Origin of the sequence: Bacillus spongiae, from assembly GCF_037120725.1 — a bacterium.
Lineage (GTDB): Bacteria > Bacillota > Bacilli > Bacillales > Bacillaceae_K > Bacillus_CI > Bacillus_CI spongiae.
On record NZ_JBBAXC010000014.1, the window covers coordinates 59,971 to 78,183 of the forward strand.

An 18,213-nucleotide genomic window follows, 5' to 3' on the forward strand; every position below is an offset into this window, starting at 1 on the left:
GTTTATCAAGGATACTGCTCCCATTCTAGCCACAATCGGATGAGTCTTGAAGTCATTTCACAATAATCTCTTTTCATATACATATAGCTTTGCAGATTGTCTTTCCGTCTCTCTTTTAAAATGGAATTCGAAAGAGCACATCAACACGCTTCATTCAAAAATCCTAATTTATGAACGAAAAGCGACAAACTTTTATACTATTATATACGCTATTAGTAAGAAATTCATTTGAAAGTGGAATATATTTTTAACATAGGTAGAATATTCATTCTATTTACATTGAAAGATTTCAAGTTTGGATGACGCCTATTTTTAGGAGAGAGAATAGATAGTTGGATTAAATGATGTATCGATGATGTTGTTAGTGATATAGAAGATAACCCTCATGCATTAGTGAGCAAGGTACAAGAAAGAACACTTACTCTACTAGTTCTATGACCACAAAATAAAAATATCCTTCATTACTCTTGGTATGCTTTACCCCAATGTTTGAATCTACTCCAAAAATCTGCTTTAAAGACAGACTCCTTATCTAATCCATATTCTAACGCTAGGTTTTTCCAATCAGAATAATTGAAATTTCTTGGGTCTAAACCATTTTCACTTAATTCTATAACCAAGCCCTCAAATGCCACCTCATGTTCACCATGCTCAAAAAAGTGTTTTACTTCTGAAATACCATTCGAATTGATAATTCCCTCTGATAATGTTATAAACTTTGCTAATAATTTTTCAGCGTTATCTATCACACTTCTTGATTTCATACGTTCTACCTTTTTTTGCAAAAACAATATCATCCTTATTTGCTGTGTGCCTTTTGATAAGCTTCTTTAATTAATGGTAATACCTTTCTAAAATTGTAAATCAAATCATCAATTGATTGAATAGGTTTAGCAAACCCCACATTATAAACTCCCCACCTTACTTCTTCTGGTTGAATAGATACAGATAGATAAGGCTTTTCGTCTACTTCCCAAATCAAACCTGCCCTACTTCCATCTGGTGCTTGAACATAGCCATCTCCATATGTACATCCTTCTTCTTGATCAAAATCCATATAATCAGTAATTTCACCATATATAAAACCATCTGTTTCTGTTTCCTTAACTAATGGAAAACCATAATATGCGGGTGCATTATCTGGCTTTGATAAAAAAGCTGGTAAGTTAGGTTCTTTAGAATCAGCGTTATTATCAACCTTTATCTTCTTTGAATTAAATTCAGTCATAAGACCCTTTCCTTTCAAGGGAAAATTCCCATTTCTATCATTATTTAGATTTCAAATATTGTAACATTTTTTTGGTTGTTTCGTTTCAAGTTTTAGTCATAGTCTGACTATAGAGATATTAGTACTTCACACAGGAAATCAATTATTGATTTAACTATAACATCCTAACACCTATAAAAAAGGCACTCACCATTAAGAATGAGAGCCTATACAATCTTTTTCTCCTTACCCACTTTCAATTGTGTTTACTAATTATATGGTTCATTACTAACGATTTTAAATAACAAAAGCCAATAATATAATCTTACAAAAGTTCCATTTAATCTAAATAACAAACACGACGATTGTGAGCAAATCGGTGAAGGAAGGTTACACAACTATGCACAGGGCTGTGAACAACTGCACAGAAAACGGGGAGACATGAGATTCGGGTGAATTTCACATCTCCCCATTTTCAACTATAGTGAAACTTAGTGCTATCTCGGTTGCTCAGAAGTAAGAAAACCAAAGGATAGATGATCTTGTACTGGTATCCATGCCCCTATACCTTGGGACGTTATATTTTTTACAACAATCATTTTTTTTGTCCCTTTCATCATGAGGTACACTTCCCCGTAGGTTACTTTACCTTTTTCGTTTACAGCGGGTGCATAGCTATATAAGTAACCTAGTCTTTTGGAGGGAATATGATAAACTTGATCTTTTTTCGTTCCAGCTCCAACAATCGTTTGAAATGAGAGAGGAAGGGCGGTTTTTTCCATCGCTGATAACAGCATCATTTTTTTTACATCATCTGCTTTGGAAACCTTTGCTGTTAGGCCTCCTTTAATTACTTTTTGCGATTCTTGTACGTAGTGAATTTGATAATTGCCTTTTCCACCACGATTATCATAAAAGTTTGTATTCACCCTTTGATATTCCCAGTTCGTCGCTGTTTCACTTGATTCGTAATTTAACGGCCACTCACCTAAGTAAATGGTCGCCCTAAGCCCAATGGAAAAGGGGGTTTTGTTCATTGTCGATTCATTTAGCATACGGATAAGATTTGGGTTTTCGATTTCCACTTCGGATGTTTCAATTAATTCTTGAGTTAAATCACTGGGCTGCAAGTACGGAAGGTCCTGCGTAGGATTAGGATACGTATTTTCTTTTCCTATATTTAATACAGATGAAGGAACTTTTGGTTTACCCTCCTGCTTGGCTTTTGCAGCATCTGCTGTGGACTGGAATGTTAAAAAGCTTAAAAGCATCATCATGACAATCCATTTTATCTTCATTCATTAAACTCCTTTCAATGTCTAAAGATTAATCATTTGCTTATAGCTTTTCCTGTCGTTCTCACATTATCCAAAAATAAAAACATCCTCTTAAATGGCTTAACAATTCTTTTCACAGAAAAAACCATTCCTATACAAACTAAAAAATACCTCGGATTATGTATACCACATAAACCAAGGTATTTTATTACAATAGATAAAAGCCAATTCCCATGATTAGATAGGCTGCTAATAAAGTGAGCCCTTCAAACCAATTTGTTTCTCCATCATTGGATATGGCGATGGTTAAAAACACCGCTGTTACCATCGATATTAATTCAGGGAGCGTAAATACAAGCGCCATTGATTGTTCATAAAATAGTGAAATAATGACAAGAACAGGGGCAACAAACATCGCAATTTGTAGGGTTGATCCAACAGCAATCTCAACGGCAATATCCATTTTATTTTTATAGGCCATCACAATCGCTGAAGCATGCTCAGCAGCATTCCCTACAATGGCTACAATAATGACCCCAATAAATAGCTCTGTCCAACCGAAGCTTTCTCCTACAGATTCAAATGTGTGAACGAGATTTTCTGACACATATGCTACTGCCGCTGTTGCCAAAGCTAAAATGAGTAAGGCTTTTCCCCTACTCCATTCAGGCTCTTCTTCATGATGAGCATCCCCTTCGTTCTCGGTATGCTGATAAACTCCCCTATGAGTTACTAATTTAAAAAAGAGTGCCGCTAAATAAAGCGCAATTAATATTATGGATATCCCAATACTTAACGTCATCGTTTTTTCTTCACTTAATGTATTGGCAAATACTTCTGGAATAACAAATGCCACCACTACCGCAAATATTAATAGACCTGAATTATGTCGTGCATCAAACACATTAAAGGTTTGCTGTTTATATTTCAGCCCTCCTACAAAAAAGCTTAGCCCTGCAACTAATAGTAAATTTCCAAGTACAGAACCCGTTAAGGAAGCAAGTACAACTCCAATTAATCCTGCCTTTAAAGCAAAAATGGAAATGATCAGTTCAACAGCGTTTCCAAATGTCGCATTAAGTAACCCTCCAATTCTCGGTCCCGCTACAATGGCTAAACTTTCAGTTGCTCTCCCCATATAGCTGGCTAACCCAACAATGGTGATGCAATAGATGATAAACATAAGCACATAAGACCAATGAAGCAAGGAGCCAATGATGGATAGAGGAACACCCATTAATACGACTATCCCAAATACTTTTCCCATCTTATTTCCTCTCTTTCGAACAGATTACTGTTTATTTTTATCCAAAAGTACACAAAGTAATAGTGAATAAACAAAAGGAGGTAAGTCATTGTCAGAGAATATTAAACAAAAAATAGTATCGTTCTTAGATACAAATAAAATTGGCACTTTAGCAACTATTGTGGATAAAAAGCCATTTACCCGTTACATGATGTTTCATCATGAAGAACTAATACTTTATACAGCGACCAATGAGCATTCACATAAAGTAGAGAATATACTAACTCAACCATATGTTCACATTCTTTTAGGCTTTCCAGGTGATGAATTAAGTAAACCTTACATCGAAGTAGCGGCCAAGGCAGAAATTGAACATTCACAGACACTGAAAGAAAAGATTTGGAATGAGTGTTTGAAACACTGGATTGATAGTCCTGATGATCCTGAATATTTATTACTAAAGTTGGTTCCATCTTCTTATCTCTTTTATGAAAAGACAGGAGAAGGTCCAATTGAACTTTTGATCGATTAATCGATTTCAGATTGGTCTACTAGATCATAGAAAACATAGCTTTTTTAAGATAGACTAACGTTTGTTAGTCTATCTCTATTATGGAAAACGTCTCTTCTACTTCAATGCTACCTTTAACAGACTGAACCATCGAACAATGTTTTTTTGTTAACTCCATCGCTTTTTCAATCTTTTTTTCTTCAATCCCTTTTCCTTTAATCACGAAGTGAAGGTGTATCATTTCTACCCTATTCGCTTGTTGTTCATTCCTCTTTACCTTCGTATTAATGGAAATATCGTCAATGTTCATTCGCTTTTTCTCTAAGATTTTTCGAAGCACGCCTCCACTACAAACGGCAATTGATGATACAAGTAGTTGATAAGGACGAAAACCGTACGTTTCATCTCCAGATATATGTAATTCACCGTAAGGTAACTCTGAGGTAAAACCTCCTTCTTTCATTTGAAACTTCAATGCCCCCACTCCTTCCATGTTTAGTATGTATCATTAAAATTGTAAATCAAATTCTCTATGTTGCCAAATATACATGAATGCGGTACGATCGGTGGGGACAATGATGCTCCATTAATCAGCTTTTTGCTGAAGTTATTTCAATAGGAGATTTAATAATGAACAAAAGCTTACAAAATCGCTTTCGTATTTTAGTTGCAATCGTAGCCGTTTCGGGATTTTCACAAGGGATGCTACTTCCTATTATTGCAGTTATTTTTGAAAAAGACGGTATTTCATCTTCCTTAAATGGATTACATGCTACCGCCCTATATATTGGTGTTTTACTTGCTTCACCATTAATGGAAGCTCCACTTCGAAAAGTTGGATATAAACCGATGATTATAGTAGGTGGACTCACTGTTGCAGTCAGTTTACTACTGTTTCCTGTATGGCAATCCTTTTGGTTTTGGTTCCTTTTACGTTTATTAATTGGAATTGGCGATCACATGCTTCATTTTGCCACGCAAACATGGATTACCTCCTTTTCACCGGAAAAGACGAGAGGAAGAAATATCTCTTTATACGGATTATCTTTTGGCCTTGGCTTTGCTGCTGGGCCAAGTTTAACAAAATTGCTTGATATTCACGAAGCTCTTCCGTTTATCATCTCTTCCTTTATTAGCCTTGTGTTATGGCTATTTGTTTTCACCCTAAAGAATGAATTTCCAGAAAATGATGGAAATTCATCGCAACATTCTTTTCTAAACACACTTGGTCGATTTGGACAAGTTTGGAAATATGCTTGGATAGCTCTATTACCTCCATTTGGCTATGGCTTTTTAGAAGCTTCCTTAAATGGAAACTTTCCTATTATTGCTCTTCGCAGTGGGATAGATACAGGGGCAATCTCAATCATACTTCCTGCGTTTGCTATAGGAAGTATTGTTTTTCAACTCCCTCTAGGGATGTTAAGTGATAAATATGGTCGACAGCCTATTCTTCAAATTATTTTAGTTATTGGAGCGAGTTGCTTTTTGGTGTCGGGTTTATTGAATGAGTCCGTCATAGGATTAACGATTACCTTCTTTGTAGCTGGGATGGCTGTGGGCTCGACCTTCTCATTAGGAATTACATTTATGACAGACTTACTGCCAAAATCACTCCTTCCTGCAGGAAATATTATGTGTGGAATTCTATTTAGTCTAGGTAGTATAAGCGGACCGATACTAGGTGGCATAACGATAGAGTTTTTCGAAGGAGCAAGCTTTTTCTATTTAATTAGTCTGTTACTGTTTTCCATTTTTATGAGTATAACCGTCTCTTCTTTAAAATCAAACAAAACACAAGTAAAAACCGAAGCGAGCAGATAAAGAGAAAGAAAAGAACCATTCTGCTTTTAAATGAATACGATGTATAGTAAGATTAAGGTAAATCAAACATTTTTCACCAAGCGCAACTTTTTTCAATATAGCCTTATAAATGCTGTCACCCATTGTGGTGACAGCATTCGTCGTATAAGGAGGAAAATGAAGATGAATATTATTATCAATTAAGTAGGTGAAGAAAATTGAAAACATGAAAAAGTAAATGTCATTTCTTCAAGTAACAATCTTGTTGTCAATTTCATGACTCTTTCAGCCATCTTTTCAATTGTTAACGAAATGGAGGAAAATAGTATGAGCTCACAATACTTGTTGATCGAGCAAAGGGAACGGCGGGAACTTCGTTCTCACTTCAAAAAAATGATTCCTCATATTGAACTTATTACCGCATTATGTAGTGGAGGGCTGATTCTAATTGGATGGATTCTAGATCGAATGGATGTACCTTCCTCTTTCATTTTCTTTGTTCTAGCCTTTATCATTGGTGGATTTTTTAAAGCAAAAGAAGGAATTAAAGATACGATTCAGGACCGAGAACTTAATGTAGAAATGTTAATGATCTTTGCAGCTATCGGTTCTGCTCTTATTGGCTATTGGACAGAAGGCGCTATCTTGATTTTTATCTTTGCTATTAGCGGTGCACTTGAAACGTATACGATGAATAAAAGTCACGCAGAAATCTCCGCTTTAATGGACATCCAACCTCAACAAGCACTTAGAATCAACAAAGGCGTTGAAGAAACGGTTCATATTACTGCATTATTGGTTGGAGATCATATCGTCATTAAACCAGGAGAACGTGTCCCTGCTGATGGTAAAATTATTAAGGGACAAACGACGATCGATGAATCGGCTATTACTGGAGAGGCCATTCCCGTAACGAAATTGAACCATGATGAAGTATTTGCTGGAACGGTTAATATGAATGGTTCTATTATCGTCGAAATTACGAAAGAAGCGCATGAAACTTTATTCCAAAAGATTATTGAACTTGTCCAAACAGCACAAAGTGAAAAATCCCCTTCCCAACTTTTTATTGAAAGGTTTGAAGGAACATATGTGAAGGTTGTCCTTTTAGTAGTATTATTGATGATGTTTCTTCCTTATTATGTTCTAGGCTGGAGCTGGACGGATACCTTTTACCGCGCCATGGTTCTTCTTGTCGTAGCGTCACCTTGTGCTCTTGTTGCATCCATTATGCCTGCTACATTGTCGGCAATCTCTACGGGCGCAAAGCGTGGAATTCTATTTAAAGGCGGGGTCCACCTCGAAAACTTAGCTCACTTAAAAGCAATAGCCTTTGATAAAACTGGAACACTTACTCAAGGGAAACCCGTTGTAACTAATATCACCATTCATCCCGACTATGCTGAAGAAGATATTTTACCCATTGTCGCCTCTATTGAAAATCAATCGAACCACCCACTAGCTCAAGCCATTGTCCGATACGTAAAAGAAAACAATCAAGTTCAATTAATTACGCCTGATTTATTAGAAGATGTATCTGGTTGGGGAGTGAAGGCCATTGTTAATGGACAGAAATGGAAAATAGGGAAAGCAGATTTTATAAAAAAAGATGCCCGTGGGGAATTTGGTGTTTCTGATTGCGAAACATGGTCAAGTGAAGGAAAATCAATTGTCTATGTAGCAAAGGAATCGAAAGTCGTTGCCTGTATTGCTTTAAAAGATATTATCCGTAATGAGACGATAGACGCGATAAAGATGCTACGTACTAATGGAATCTACACCGTTATGCTTACTGGAGATAGTGGGAAAACCGCTAGGGCCATTGCAGAGGAAACAAGTGTAGATGAGTACATCGCGGACTGTTTACCTGAGATAAAAGTGGCTGAGCTGAAGAAATTAATGGTACGTTATGGTCCTATTGGAATGGTTGGCGACGGAATCAATGATGCGCCAGCACTCGCTACAGCAAATGTGGGAATTGCAATGGGTGAAGGAACAGATGTGGCTTTAGAAACAGCCGATATCATTTTAATCAAGAATGATTTACCGAAAATTGCAGAAGCTATCCGTCTCTCAAAAAGGATGCAAAAAATTGTTAAGCAAAACATCATTTTCTCTATCGGCGTCATCTTTCTTCTCATTATCTCTAATTTTCTACAAGTGCTCGACCTCCCCATTGGGGTAATTGGCCATGAAGGGAGTACTATTCTTGTTATCCTAAATGGATTACGAATGTTAAAGAACTAATAAAAACACTACGGAATGCATCTTTCCGTAGTGTTTTGAATCATAATTGCGTGTTAGTGATATCCATTTTGTCCATTGGCGGAACTTGATGTTTTGTGTTTTGGCTTATGCTTACTATTTTGTTTAGTTCCGCCATCTTTCTTTGCCTTATTGGACATATCATCCCCTCCTTTACTGTCTTTTTTAGTATGAACGATTTTTATAAAAGCAATCACCTTTCTTCTTAACAGTTTTCTCCTTTTCTTATTTGATATAGGGCATTAATTTCTCCACCAATTAAAATAATAATGCCGGATAAGTAAAGCCACACCATTAGAACAATGACCCCACCAATACTTCCATATGTTGCCGAATAATTAGCAAAAATTCTTACATAATAGGAAAAACCGTAAGATACAATTACCCAACCGATAGAAGCAAAGATAGCTCCGGGAAAGGCACTTGTACACCTTATCTTTTTATTTGGCCCTAAAAAATAGATGACCACAAATATAACAAAGAGAACAAATGGGGTCAGTGCCCAACGGACGCTTTCCCAAACAATGGAGAAAAATCGAGAAAAACCTAGTTCTGCAGAAATATAAAAGCCTATTTGCTCACCGAATACTGGTAACAGTAAAACAAGAAAAAAGACGAAAATTAACGCTAATGTTAGTAACATTGAAACGACTATTTGCATAAGAAACGGTCGTTCCTCCTCTACTTCATACGCTCGATTTAATGACTTAATCACAGCATGAAGACCTCTCGAAGCTGACCAAATTGTCGCAATAATCCCAAATGAAAGTAAACCTGTATTCCCTTTTTCCATCACTTCATTTAATGTACTCCTAATAAGAATAAGGGTTTCACTTGGGGCAAAATCCTCAATGACTTGCAAAATATCTTCAGTTGTGTACGGCAAATAGGATAATAACGTAACTAAAAAAATGAGCAATGGAAAAAGAGAAAGTAGAAAAAAATAGGCTAACTGAGCAGCAAAGCCCGATACTTCGGAATTCTTTACTCTTTCTCCTAATTCAGTAATAAAACTCAACATTTTTACCCTACTCTCTTTAAAAAGTGGATGCATTCGATAACAGAAGTATTTTTATTACTATACTATTATGTATTTGATTTAATGCATCATTCATCTAGATGCATTAATTGTTCACTTTATTAAACTTCTTACTTTTCTTCCAAATATGATCCTATCGACGGAGCAAAGGTAGACGAATGAAGAATATGGCTGTAAGATAAAAGTATAAAAACAAGGCATATAAACGCCTATACGAAAGGACGATACAATGGAGTTAAAAACAAAGTCTACTGAAAATATGGTGTATATGTTAGATGAGATTAAAGCAAAGCTACGGATGGTGAATGAAAGCGCCGTAAATTCAAGCGCTTTTAACATTGATAAATATGATGACATTAAAGACATTTATGAATTTGTAATGAAAAAACCGACCTTTAGTCCTAACGAAATGCAAGCAATTGTAGAAGAGCTTGGCAGCTTGCGTAAATAAATCTGACTAACTTGACAAGGTAGTGTCCTAATCCTCGTAAGGACGCTACCCCTTTTATTTATCTTTGTTTTTTACACGAACTAGAATTTCTTCCCCTACTTCGGGAGTCCACAACTAAAAACCGTAACCTTTTTTCTTTATGTTAATAACGCTAAGCTCTCGCGAATAAAGGCAGGTAAGTCATTGGGGTTTCGACTTGTTACCAATTGATTGCCACATACAACGACTTCTTGATTTTTCACCTCTGCCCCTGCATATTCCATATCTACTAGAATGGAGGTAAAACCAGTTGCACATCTCCCTTCTAGTGATTTTGCTGTTATCAATAGTTGTGGTCCGTGGCAAATAGCAAATACAGGCTTTTTATCCTCCATAAATGATTTAGTAAAACGTACAAAACGGTCATCTGCTCGTAGTTGGTCCGGTGAAAATCCTCCTGGAATGAATAAAGCATCAAAATCAGACGGTTTAACATGGTCAATAGCCTGTTCGACGTTTATGGTTGTTTCTCCTTGGACTCCTGCAATGCGTTGATTTGCTACTTTATCTATGGTGATGACGTTATGTCCTGCTTCTTTAAAGGCTTTTGCTGGTTCAGTGAATTCTACATCTTCAAATAGTTTCGTTATGACACAAGCAATCGTGGCCAATTTTCTTCACTCCTTTATGTTTACTACACATATAGGGTTGCACAATCTAAAAGACTAAATCAAAAAGTATTTATTACCATCAATTATCTACACTTTACGGTTAAATACCTTCTTCCGCGTAAATCTTCAACAATGTGTTTTTTCTCCTCTATAGGCGGTAAAAACAGAACATTATTTCATAATTATCGGTAATGTTAAAAATAAGAGAGATTCCTTTTGGAACCTCCCTTTCTTTTGACACTAGTTTACTAGGTGCTGATATTGTTTCGCGATCATTGCTCCCACTTTAGCATTATTTTTTATTAGAGCAATGTTTGACTCTAAACTTTGTCCCTTCGTCAATTCTTTAACTCTCCCTAATAAAAATGGTGTAACACTTTTCCCTTGAATCCCCTGTTCCTCCGCTTCCCTTAAAGCTTGCTCAACAACAGTATGAATCTCTTCTCCCATCGAGTATTCTTCAGGAATCGGATTGGCAATAACAAGTCCTCCTTGTAGACCAAGCTCCCATTTTGTTTGCATAAAGTTGGCTACTTCTTCTGTAGAATGTAGCGAATAATCCACTTCAAACGAACTGTTTCGCGTATAAAATGCAGGTAGGGTTTTCGTTTGATAGCCGATAACTGGAACTCCCTTTGTTTCTAAATATTCAAGTGTTAATCCTAAATCTAAGATAGATTTAGCTCCAGCACACACTACGGCCACATTCGTTCGGGCCAGTTCTTCTAAATCTGCTGATATGTCCATTGTCGTTTCCGCTTGGCGATGAACTCCCCCGATTCCACCAGTAACAAAAACAGAAATTCCAGCCATTTGCGCACAGATCATCGTAGCAGCAACGGTCGTAGCTCCCATCTTTTTACTCGCTAGCACATACGGTAAATCTCTCCTACTAACTTTTAATACCTCTTCACTTTTTGCTAGTAATTCGAGCTCTTCTTCTGAAAGACCAATTTTTATTTTTCCGTCTATAATCGCTATCGTTGCAGGTACTACACCATTATCACGTAAAATTGCCTCTACCTCTTTTGCCGTTTTCACATTTTGTGGATAGGGCATCCCATGAGAAATAATGGTTGATTCAAGTGCTACAATAGGTGCTCCACTTTCTTTCGCTACTTGCACCTCATTTGAGTATTCAATCCACTTTTCCATCATTAACTCCCTCCTTATACATTTTAAATGCTTCTTGAAGTGTTTCCTTACTCATTTCTTTTGAGACGGTTTCATTACTTTGAAGCGTAATACAAGAACAGGCCAGCCCCATTCCTACCGCATCTATAGGATTTAAACCATTTATGTGACCAAAAATAACTCCAGCAACGAGCGCATCTCCTGCCCCTGTTACGTCAACTACCTTTATTCTAGGTGGTAGTAGGATAGATGACGTGCCTTCCTTGCTATAAAAAAATCCTCCTTCTTCTCCTCTTGTTATGACGACTCTTTCTACCCCTCTTTGCGTTAGTTGTTCAGCCGCTTTAAAGAAATCTGCCTGTTTCGTCATTTTCATTCCTACAAGCGCTTCAACTTCCTCCTTGTTAGCAATAAGCCATGATATACCGCTCAAGTTTCTCGGAAGCTTCTCACACTTAGGTGCCGAAACGGGAGCAACAGTGACCGGAATCATTTCTTCTTTACAACGAGATAATACGTACTGAATTACTTCCTTCGAAAAATTGGTATCTAAAAACACCATTTGTGCTGACGAAATCATTCCCCACTTTCTTTTCACAAACTCGATATCCACTTCATCGTAAATATCCATGTCAGCTAGTGCAATCACCATCTCGCCTTCCTTATTAAGAACAGCAGAATAAGCTCCTGTCGAAGCATTAGGGACAGTCGTAATATGTTCAATATCAACGTATGGGATGGTTTCTTCTAATAGCCATTTTCCTTCATGATCATTGCCAACTACGCTAATTAATGAATTAGAAATGCCCATTCGACCTATATTTTCAGCAATATTTCGAGCGACGCCACCTGTTGAAAAGTATGTTTTAGCCGGATTGGATGTTCCGAGGTGTAACTCCTTTTCAATTTGATGTTTTCGATCAATATTGGCTCCGCCTATACTGACTACACCATTTTTTTTAGGAAGAACATAGGCTCTACCGATAATCTGCCCTTGCTTCATAAAGGTAGATATGTAACCTGCAATCGTTGACCTCGACAAACCTGTTAATTTCGATAACTCATTTTGACTAATTGACGGATTTTGCTCAATGAGCTTTAACAGCCACCTTCCGTTATCATTCATTTAACCCCTCCCCCAACATTTGTCTTAATTATAAACAATTGTCAATACATAAACAATTGGTTATATTCAGATAATTTATGACATTTTTCCTTATCCTATACTGACTACCATAGGCTACAACCACTCATGACAAATGCCATATTAGATCGTTTCGTAAAGAAAGATTTCCTTACTTTTTGAGGACAAATTTTTTGTCACAATTTTACTATTACTGCCTTTTACCCACTTCATGCAAAAAACAGCTTGTTCCTTTATGGACAAACTGTCTTTTATCATATTTTTCTTGTTCAAATCCATACTAAAGAGGAAAGGAGATGATGATGATGGCTCGCGGCAAAGCATTTAATCACAAAAAGAAAAACCATCCTGGCAATTTCCCAGAAAACTCAGTAGCTGAGAAACATGCGAAAGAGAAAATTGAAGACGAAGAATATCTCGTAACACAGGAGGCCTATAAAAATAGAGTAGAGGAAGAGTAGCATAACCTTACAACAGACTAGAGACAACGCTCGCTGTTAGAACAGTTAACACCACTATGCGTAAAGCGAGCGCTGTCCTAAAGTCTTCTGTTTGTTTTCAACACTGAATTATTATTTAAACACTACTTCATAAAGAAATTTCCTGAGTTCATTCATGTTTTTGGTTCATTCATTATTCTATTATCTCTGTCATGCCTATAAGCAGAAAGGTTGCGGTATATCTCAACCCTCGCACGGTTAATCCCGCCTAACGGGCTATGTTCCTTTAAAGTATGCCCTGGTGAAAATGAAAACTCTTCTGCCAAGTCATCTCGCTGTTTCGTTCTGAAAATTTGTGGAGGAATTTTAATAGTAGCCACCTTTATAAAGGGAGAAGCTGCTTCTTTCCACTCAACTCCAGCATCTTCTATTGGCATTTGTTTAGGATCTTTCTGAAATTGAATGAGAAAATCAAAGCTTGCTTCCTCATCCGTTAAATGTTTTTCAATATTATCTGTTAAATACGTGTCGGTTAATGGTTCAGGTAATGTACTTTTATACTTAGAGGTTGGGATAACGGAATATTTCACAACTTGATTGTCTCCAAACAAATAAGGAGTTGTACTCCAATAACGAATATCTAGAGGTGATGTATGATTTTTCCTTCCGTTGCTTAATTCTCTCATTTTACTCCCATTCCCAGTTGCCACCATTCTAAGTAACAAAATAATGGGTGACCATTTTAAACTATAATATACCGCATCATGGAACAGTTTTACCGTGCCTAATGGCATCGTAGGATGACTCATTAATACGAAGTCTTGTGTTTCCTTTTCTACATTATTTTCATATTTTTCTCCGTCAACTCCCATAAGCTTAATTGCAAACCCCCGAAAATCCTTCTTCTTGTCAGATTGTACGGTGCCGCTAGCATTTGAAATTCGAATCCAGGCTGAATAAGTATTCTCTTTTTCAAATAACCCTACTTTAAGTTCAGGAGGAAGATTGGGTTCAACAGTAAATTCTCCTTGTAAGAGGGCAAGATGCTTAGGGTGTGCATCCCTTTTTGTATTTCCTTTCGCGTAAACCCGCTCCATTTTTTCCTTTAATAAGTTTTCCATATTTTCTATTAAAGCAGGTTCCCCATTTGGAATCGTTTCAAATTTTGATGTCTCCATTTCGTTATTCATTGATCCTACTCCTTTGTACACTTTTGATTTATAGACTCTCCTTATCCAAGCTTTGTATGCATCTTTTTACATTAATTAGAAAAATAAACCAATTATTATTCTGACAAAAAAACAATAGAAATCCTGATTCTTTTGCTTTTTTGCAAGTGAATCCCTTTATTCTATTAATTTTGGATATAATCTATATGACATATTTTTTTGGAGGGGAATGAGATTGCACTCAGAAAAGAAAAAAATAAGAGGATGGAAAAGACACAAAAGAAAGATTGAACGATGGAAACATGATGCGATTAATTTAAATATGGATAATGTAAGGGACTATCAAAGGACATACGTAAAGCTATGGATACATCCCTTTTATGCACTTATACGTAGAAATCCACCCGTTTGGTACAACAGACTTTTACTAGACGCCATGCTGGATGTTTATTTGGTTTGGTATCAAAAAATGAAACAGGAAAACGAGAACTTTTATTTAAAAATTTGGTTGTATGACCCTCATTTTATCAATTCACAAATTGTTGTTGCCTATAAAGACTGTTTGAATTTTTATGACAAAACCTTCGATAAGAGGGAAGAATATAAACCATTTCCATATGAAAAATTTCCTTCCTTAAAAGATAAGTTGGAACAATTTGAATGGGAGTCATGCATCGAGACCGTATCTTATGATGAAACGGATTTGAATGAATGGGTAATCGACGGATTGTCATCGAAAAAAGAAGTTCAAGCCATAAAAAATCGAGCTTACAATGTTTCAAGCTATAAAAGTGAAGAAGGAATAACCCGCTATTATCATATTGATACAGGTAATGTTTGGGTAGGAACATTCAAGGCGTAAAATAAAAAAGGCAGCTACTTCGCTGCCTTCATCATTATCCAAGCTACGCATTGGAATTAAGGAGACAAAGAATCATTATAAACTACAAAATTGTCTCCTTTTGACGACATTTCTTCTGAAACGCCTCTTCCACAATCGTTCCAATGATCTCACTTCGTTTAGAAATGAACGAAGTCCAAAAAGTTTCCCCTATCTCAGACAATTGTTGAGGAGTATATTCATTCGGATCAAATTGTCCCCAACATCCATCCTCTGTTAATTTATCCCAAAAGATATAATCTGCAAACATTCTATTCTCTGGTGGTACCGCCGACCCCATTGGTTTAAGCTCAACTAAATCGGGACATAACCACATAGCCGTACATACCGATAACAGACCGCCATGCAATTCATTTAAGCCTTGAAGTCCTGACTCTTCTAAAGCTTCTTCCCAAGCTAAATATCGATGAGCTGTCACCAATATTAATTCAGGGTATTTGTAATTAATTTGCTTTACAAAAGAGGCCTCCCAATATGCACCGCCATGACCATTACATAAAACAAACTTCTTAAAACCTTGTCGATTCAAGTTAACGACTATTTCTTCTAGCATCGTCATTAATACAGTAGGACTGACTGTCACTGTCCCTTTACAATTGGCATGTTCTTCCGAAGTATTAAAGGGCAAAGTAGGTAAAACATAGGCGTTTAACACTTTCCCGAATGCTTCTGCATACTTCTCTGCAATTAAAGTATCTAAGTGCATAGGTAAATAGGGACCGAATTGTTCTGTTGCACCCACAGAAATAATGGCCGTATCCGTACCACTTTGAACAAGCTTTGTAGTAGAGTCTTTATAACTTAACATGTAAACCTCCATCTATTTTCCTAATCGTAATATCGATTCAATTATATCCATACTCCTCCTTCATTCCAATCTATCACTAAAAGCTATATAACAAAAAAACGACTCAAAAGCGCTAATACAGCACCCTTTCGTCGTCCTCTTTATTTTGAATATTTAAAGGTTAATAAGACAAACAACGCAAAGCTTAACAGTAGCGTACTCCCACCTACGATGTAGAAGACCGTTGTAAATACCTCAGGTAAATTTAATGGATTTAAGTTATAAAAATACATGCCAAGCGTGAGACCTACTGAACCAATTATAGCTGTCCATACATGTAAAAAGGCAAGCTTAGACTGCTTCGGGACTTCATACATTTTATAATAAGCCGAGAAAGCAAATAAGCTTAACCACCCAACGAGCAAAATATGAGCATGAATGGGTCTTAATGCATAGGAACCTGCCCCTGCTCCTGCCATATGGGATCCTATATAGGTACCTATTAAAGCATAAATAGCTGAGATTCTTAATAGTAATGCTGAATAAGTCAACTTGTACCCTCCTTTTATTTCTTTCCTATTCTACTTGCCTCATTATATCGATAGATAGGCCATTCGTCTACCGAGAATGCTCTTCGTAAAAGTTCTCCCTATGTAAATTTCTTTCATGATGTTTTTTAAATCGTTCACTCTTTTTTGTTTTATTCTGAATACGAAAACAGTTGCATTCCTACAATGCCTTGATACAATGAAGAAGAATACAGATAAGGAGTGTTAATGAATGGATCAATTTCAAAAAAACCTTGAGAAGTATGCTGAGTTGGTTGTAAAAGTTGGAGTCAATATTCAAGAGAAACAGACATTAATCGTTAATGCAGCAACTGATTCCGTTGAATTTGTACGTTTAATTACGAAAAAAGCGTATCAAGCAGGAGCCAAGCAAGTACACATATTTTGGAATGATGACATCGTATCTCGCTATACGTTTGATCTAGCACCGGATGAATCATTTAAAGAATTCCCTAAATGGCGAGTAAGCGCGCTAGAAGAATACGCTAAAGCAGGTGCTGCCTTCTTATCCGTAGTTTCTTCTTCTCCTGAATTACTAAAAGGAGTAAAGCCTGAACGAATTGCTACTTCCCAAAAGACAGCTGGTGCTGCACTTTCAAACTATCGCCAATACATAACTTCTGATAAAGTAAGCTGGTCTGTCGTTGCAGTTCCTTCGGAAGATTGGGCTAAACTTGTCTTTCCTGAGCAAAACAATGCGGTTGAAAAACTATGGGATGCGATTTTCAAAGCAGTAAGAGTGGACCAAAATGATCCTGTAGCCGCATGGAAAAAACATGATGAAACACTACATGAAAAAGTGGACTATTTAAACAATAAAAAATATCATAAGCTTCATTATTCAGCACCTGGTACAGATCTAACTATCGAGCTCCCTAAGGGCCACCTTTGGGTTGGTGCAGGTAGTGTGAATGAACAAGGCGATAGCTTTATGGCAAATATGCCAACAGAAGAAGTCTTTACAGTACCATTAAAAACAGGGGTTAATGGTACCGTTTCAAGTACTAAGCCTCTAAGTTACGGTGGGAATATTATTGACAACTTTGTGATTACTTTTGAAGCTGGACGTATTGTTAATGTGAAAGCGGAAAAAGGAGAAGATATTTTAGAAAATCTTATCTCAACAGACGAGGGTGCGCATTTCTTAGGAGAAATTGCTTTAGTTCCGCATCAATCTCCTATCTCCCAGTCCAATGTCCTATTTTATAACACGTTATTTGATGAAAATGCTTCCAATCACCTTGCGATTGGAAATGCCTATGCCTTCTGTATCGAAGGTGGGAAAACAATGACATCTGAAGAACTGGAGAAAAATGGGCTAAATTCTAGTATTACTCACGTAGACTTTATGATCGGTTCAGACAAGATGGATATTGATGGAATAAAAGAAGATGGTACAAAAGAACCTATTTTCCGTAACGGAAACTGGGCATAAAAGAGGATATTTTTTAAACCGGTTGAACTTCTCTCTTCAACCGGTTTTCTTATGCATGGAAGCTATTATATCCCCTTTTTTCTTCAAAAATATTATTTTACAAACATATTAAGTCCATATTACAAGAGCGAGACCTAATTCCCTCTCCCCCCTATGATAATAGGCTTAAACGCCTCTTCCGAATT

Annotated in this window: 19 protein-coding genes; 7 read left to right on the forward strand and 12 right to left on the reverse strand. The window is 36.7% G+C overall.

What is annotated here, in order from left to right; genetic code table 11:
• Positions 1-461: 461 nt before the first annotated feature.
• The 4 genes from WAK64_RS16155 to cax form a co-directional block, all read right to left on the reverse strand.
• A complete protein-coding gene (locus WAK64_RS16155; protein ID WP_336588028.1) occupies positions 462-785 on the reverse strand; it encodes a hypothetical protein in 324 nt (107 codons plus the stop codon).
• 14 nt (positions 786-799) lie between these two features.
• Positions 800-1,228, reverse strand: a complete 429-nt coding sequence (locus tag WAK64_RS16160; RefSeq protein WP_336588029.1) for a 3-deoxy-8-phosphooctulonate synthase — start codon at positions 1,226-1,228, stop codon at positions 800-802.
• A 476-nt stretch (positions 1,229-1,704) separates the two neighbouring features.
• Entirely contained in the window at positions 1,705-2,505 is an 801-nt protein-coding gene (locus tag WAK64_RS16165) for a YfkD famly protein (RefSeq protein WP_336588030.1), read from the reverse strand.
• Positions 2,506-2,692: 187 nt separating this feature from the next.
• On the reverse strand, positions 2,693-3,751 hold the full coding sequence (gene cax / locus WAK64_RS16170) for a calcium/proton exchanger (RefSeq protein ID WP_336588031.1): 1,059 nt from the start codon (positions 3,749-3,751) through the stop codon (positions 2,693-2,695).
• A gap of 88 nt (positions 3,752-3,839) precedes the next feature.
• On the opposite strand from cax, the gene WAK64_RS16175 reads away from it, so the two are divergent.
• Positions 3,840-4,262, forward strand: coding sequence for a pyridoxamine 5'-phosphate oxidase family protein (locus tag WAK64_RS16175; protein WP_336588032.1), 423 nt, complete (start codon positions 3,840-3,842; stop codon positions 4,260-4,262).
• Between the two features lie 64 nt (positions 4,263-4,326).
• Here the strand turns inward: WAK64_RS16175 and WAK64_RS16180 are convergent, their stop codons facing one another.
• A complete protein-coding gene (locus WAK64_RS16180) occupies positions 4,327-4,716 on the reverse strand; it encodes an OsmC family protein (protein ID WP_336588033.1) in 390 nt (129 codons plus the stop codon).
• A 155-nt stretch (positions 4,717-4,871) separates the two neighbouring features.
• Between WAK64_RS16180 and WAK64_RS16185 the strand changes: the two genes are divergently transcribed.
• Both WAK64_RS16185 and WAK64_RS16190 read left to right on the forward strand, forming a co-directional pair.
• The gene (locus tag WAK64_RS16185; protein WP_336588034.1) at positions 4,872-6,065 is read left to right on the forward strand and encodes an MFS transporter; all 1,194 of its coding nucleotides are present in this window, start codon (positions 4,872-4,874) and stop codon (positions 6,063-6,065) included.
• Between the two features lie 306 nt (positions 6,066-6,371).
• Positions 6,372-8,291 carry a heavy metal translocating P-type ATPase gene (locus tag WAK64_RS16190; RefSeq protein WP_336588035.1) on the forward strand — a complete coding sequence of 640 codons (1,920 nt, stop codon included), beginning with the start codon at positions 6,372-6,374 and terminating at the stop codon, positions 8,289-8,291.
• Between the two features lie 223 nt (positions 8,292-8,514).
• Here WAK64_RS16190 and WAK64_RS16195 read toward each other — a convergent pair whose 3' ends face one another.
• Positions 8,515-9,330 carry a YihY/virulence factor BrkB family protein gene (locus WAK64_RS16195; RefSeq protein ID WP_336588036.1) on the reverse strand — a complete coding sequence of 272 codons (816 nt, stop codon included), beginning with the start codon at positions 9,328-9,330 and terminating at the stop codon, positions 8,515-8,517.
• 247 nt (positions 9,331-9,577) lie between these two features.
• On the opposite strand from WAK64_RS16195, the gene WAK64_RS16200 reads away from it, so the two are divergent.
• The gene (locus tag WAK64_RS16200; RefSeq protein ID WP_336588037.1) at positions 9,578-9,799 is read left to right on the forward strand and encodes a DUF1128 domain-containing protein; all 222 of its coding nucleotides are present in this window, start codon (positions 9,578-9,580) and stop codon (positions 9,797-9,799) included.
• Positions 9,800-9,936: 137 nt separating this feature from the next.
• Here WAK64_RS16200 and WAK64_RS16205 read toward each other — a convergent pair whose 3' ends face one another.
• From WAK64_RS16205 to WAK64_RS16215, 3 genes are all read right to left on the reverse strand, one after another.
• Complete coding sequence (locus WAK64_RS16205; protein ID WP_336588038.1) at positions 9,937-10,449, reverse strand: type 1 glutamine amidotransferase domain-containing protein; 513 nt, start codon at positions 10,447-10,449, stop codon at positions 9,937-9,939.
• A 240-nt stretch (positions 10,450-10,689) separates the two neighbouring features.
• Complete coding sequence (locus WAK64_RS16210) at positions 10,690-11,604, reverse strand: pseudouridine-5'-phosphate glycosidase (RefSeq protein WP_336588101.1); 915 nt, start codon at positions 11,602-11,604, stop codon at positions 10,690-10,692.
• Complete coding sequence (locus WAK64_RS16215) at positions 11,588-12,709, reverse strand: carbohydrate kinase (protein WP_336588039.1); 1,122 nt, start codon at positions 12,707-12,709, stop codon at positions 11,588-11,590. The genes WAK64_RS16210 and WAK64_RS16215 overlap by 17 nt, the downstream gene beginning before the upstream one ends.
• Before the next feature lie 314 nt (positions 12,710-13,023).
• Here WAK64_RS16215 and WAK64_RS16220 point away from each other — a divergent pair, with 314 nt between their 5' ends.
• Entirely contained in the window at positions 13,024-13,188 is a 165-nt protein-coding gene (locus WAK64_RS16220; protein WP_336588040.1) for a hypothetical protein, read from the forward strand.
• 152 nt (positions 13,189-13,340) lie between these two features.
• Here the strand turns inward: WAK64_RS16220 and WAK64_RS16225 are convergent, their stop codons facing one another.
• Positions 13,341-14,357: a catalase family protein gene (locus tag WAK64_RS16225; protein ID WP_336588041.1), complete on the reverse strand. Its 1,017-nt coding sequence runs from the start codon at positions 14,355-14,357 to the stop codon at positions 13,341-13,343.
• A 214-nt stretch (positions 14,358-14,571) separates the two neighbouring features.
• Here WAK64_RS16225 and WAK64_RS16230 point away from each other — a divergent pair, with 214 nt between their 5' ends.
• Positions 14,572-15,198, forward strand: a complete 627-nt coding sequence (locus WAK64_RS16230; RefSeq protein ID WP_419465960.1) for a hypothetical protein — start codon at positions 14,572-14,574, stop codon at positions 15,196-15,198.
• A gap of 82 nt (positions 15,199-15,280) precedes the next feature.
• Here WAK64_RS16230 and WAK64_RS16235 read toward each other — a convergent pair whose 3' ends face one another.
• Both WAK64_RS16235 and WAK64_RS16240 read right to left on the reverse strand, forming a co-directional pair.
• Positions 15,281-16,045 carry a creatininase family protein gene (locus WAK64_RS16235; RefSeq protein ID WP_336588043.1) on the reverse strand — a complete coding sequence of 255 codons (765 nt, stop codon included), beginning with the start codon at positions 16,043-16,045 and terminating at the stop codon, positions 15,281-15,283.
• A gap of 140 nt (positions 16,046-16,185) precedes the next feature.
• Complete coding sequence (locus WAK64_RS16240; RefSeq protein ID WP_336588044.1) at positions 16,186-16,575, reverse strand: hypothetical protein; 390 nt, start codon at positions 16,573-16,575, stop codon at positions 16,186-16,188.
• 229 nt (positions 16,576-16,804) lie between these two features.
• Between WAK64_RS16240 and WAK64_RS16245 the strand changes: the two genes are divergently transcribed.
• A complete protein-coding gene (locus tag WAK64_RS16245) occupies positions 16,805-18,028 on the forward strand; it encodes an aminopeptidase (protein WP_336588045.1) in 1,224 nt (407 codons plus the stop codon).
• Positions 18,029-18,213 lie beyond the last annotated feature (185 nt).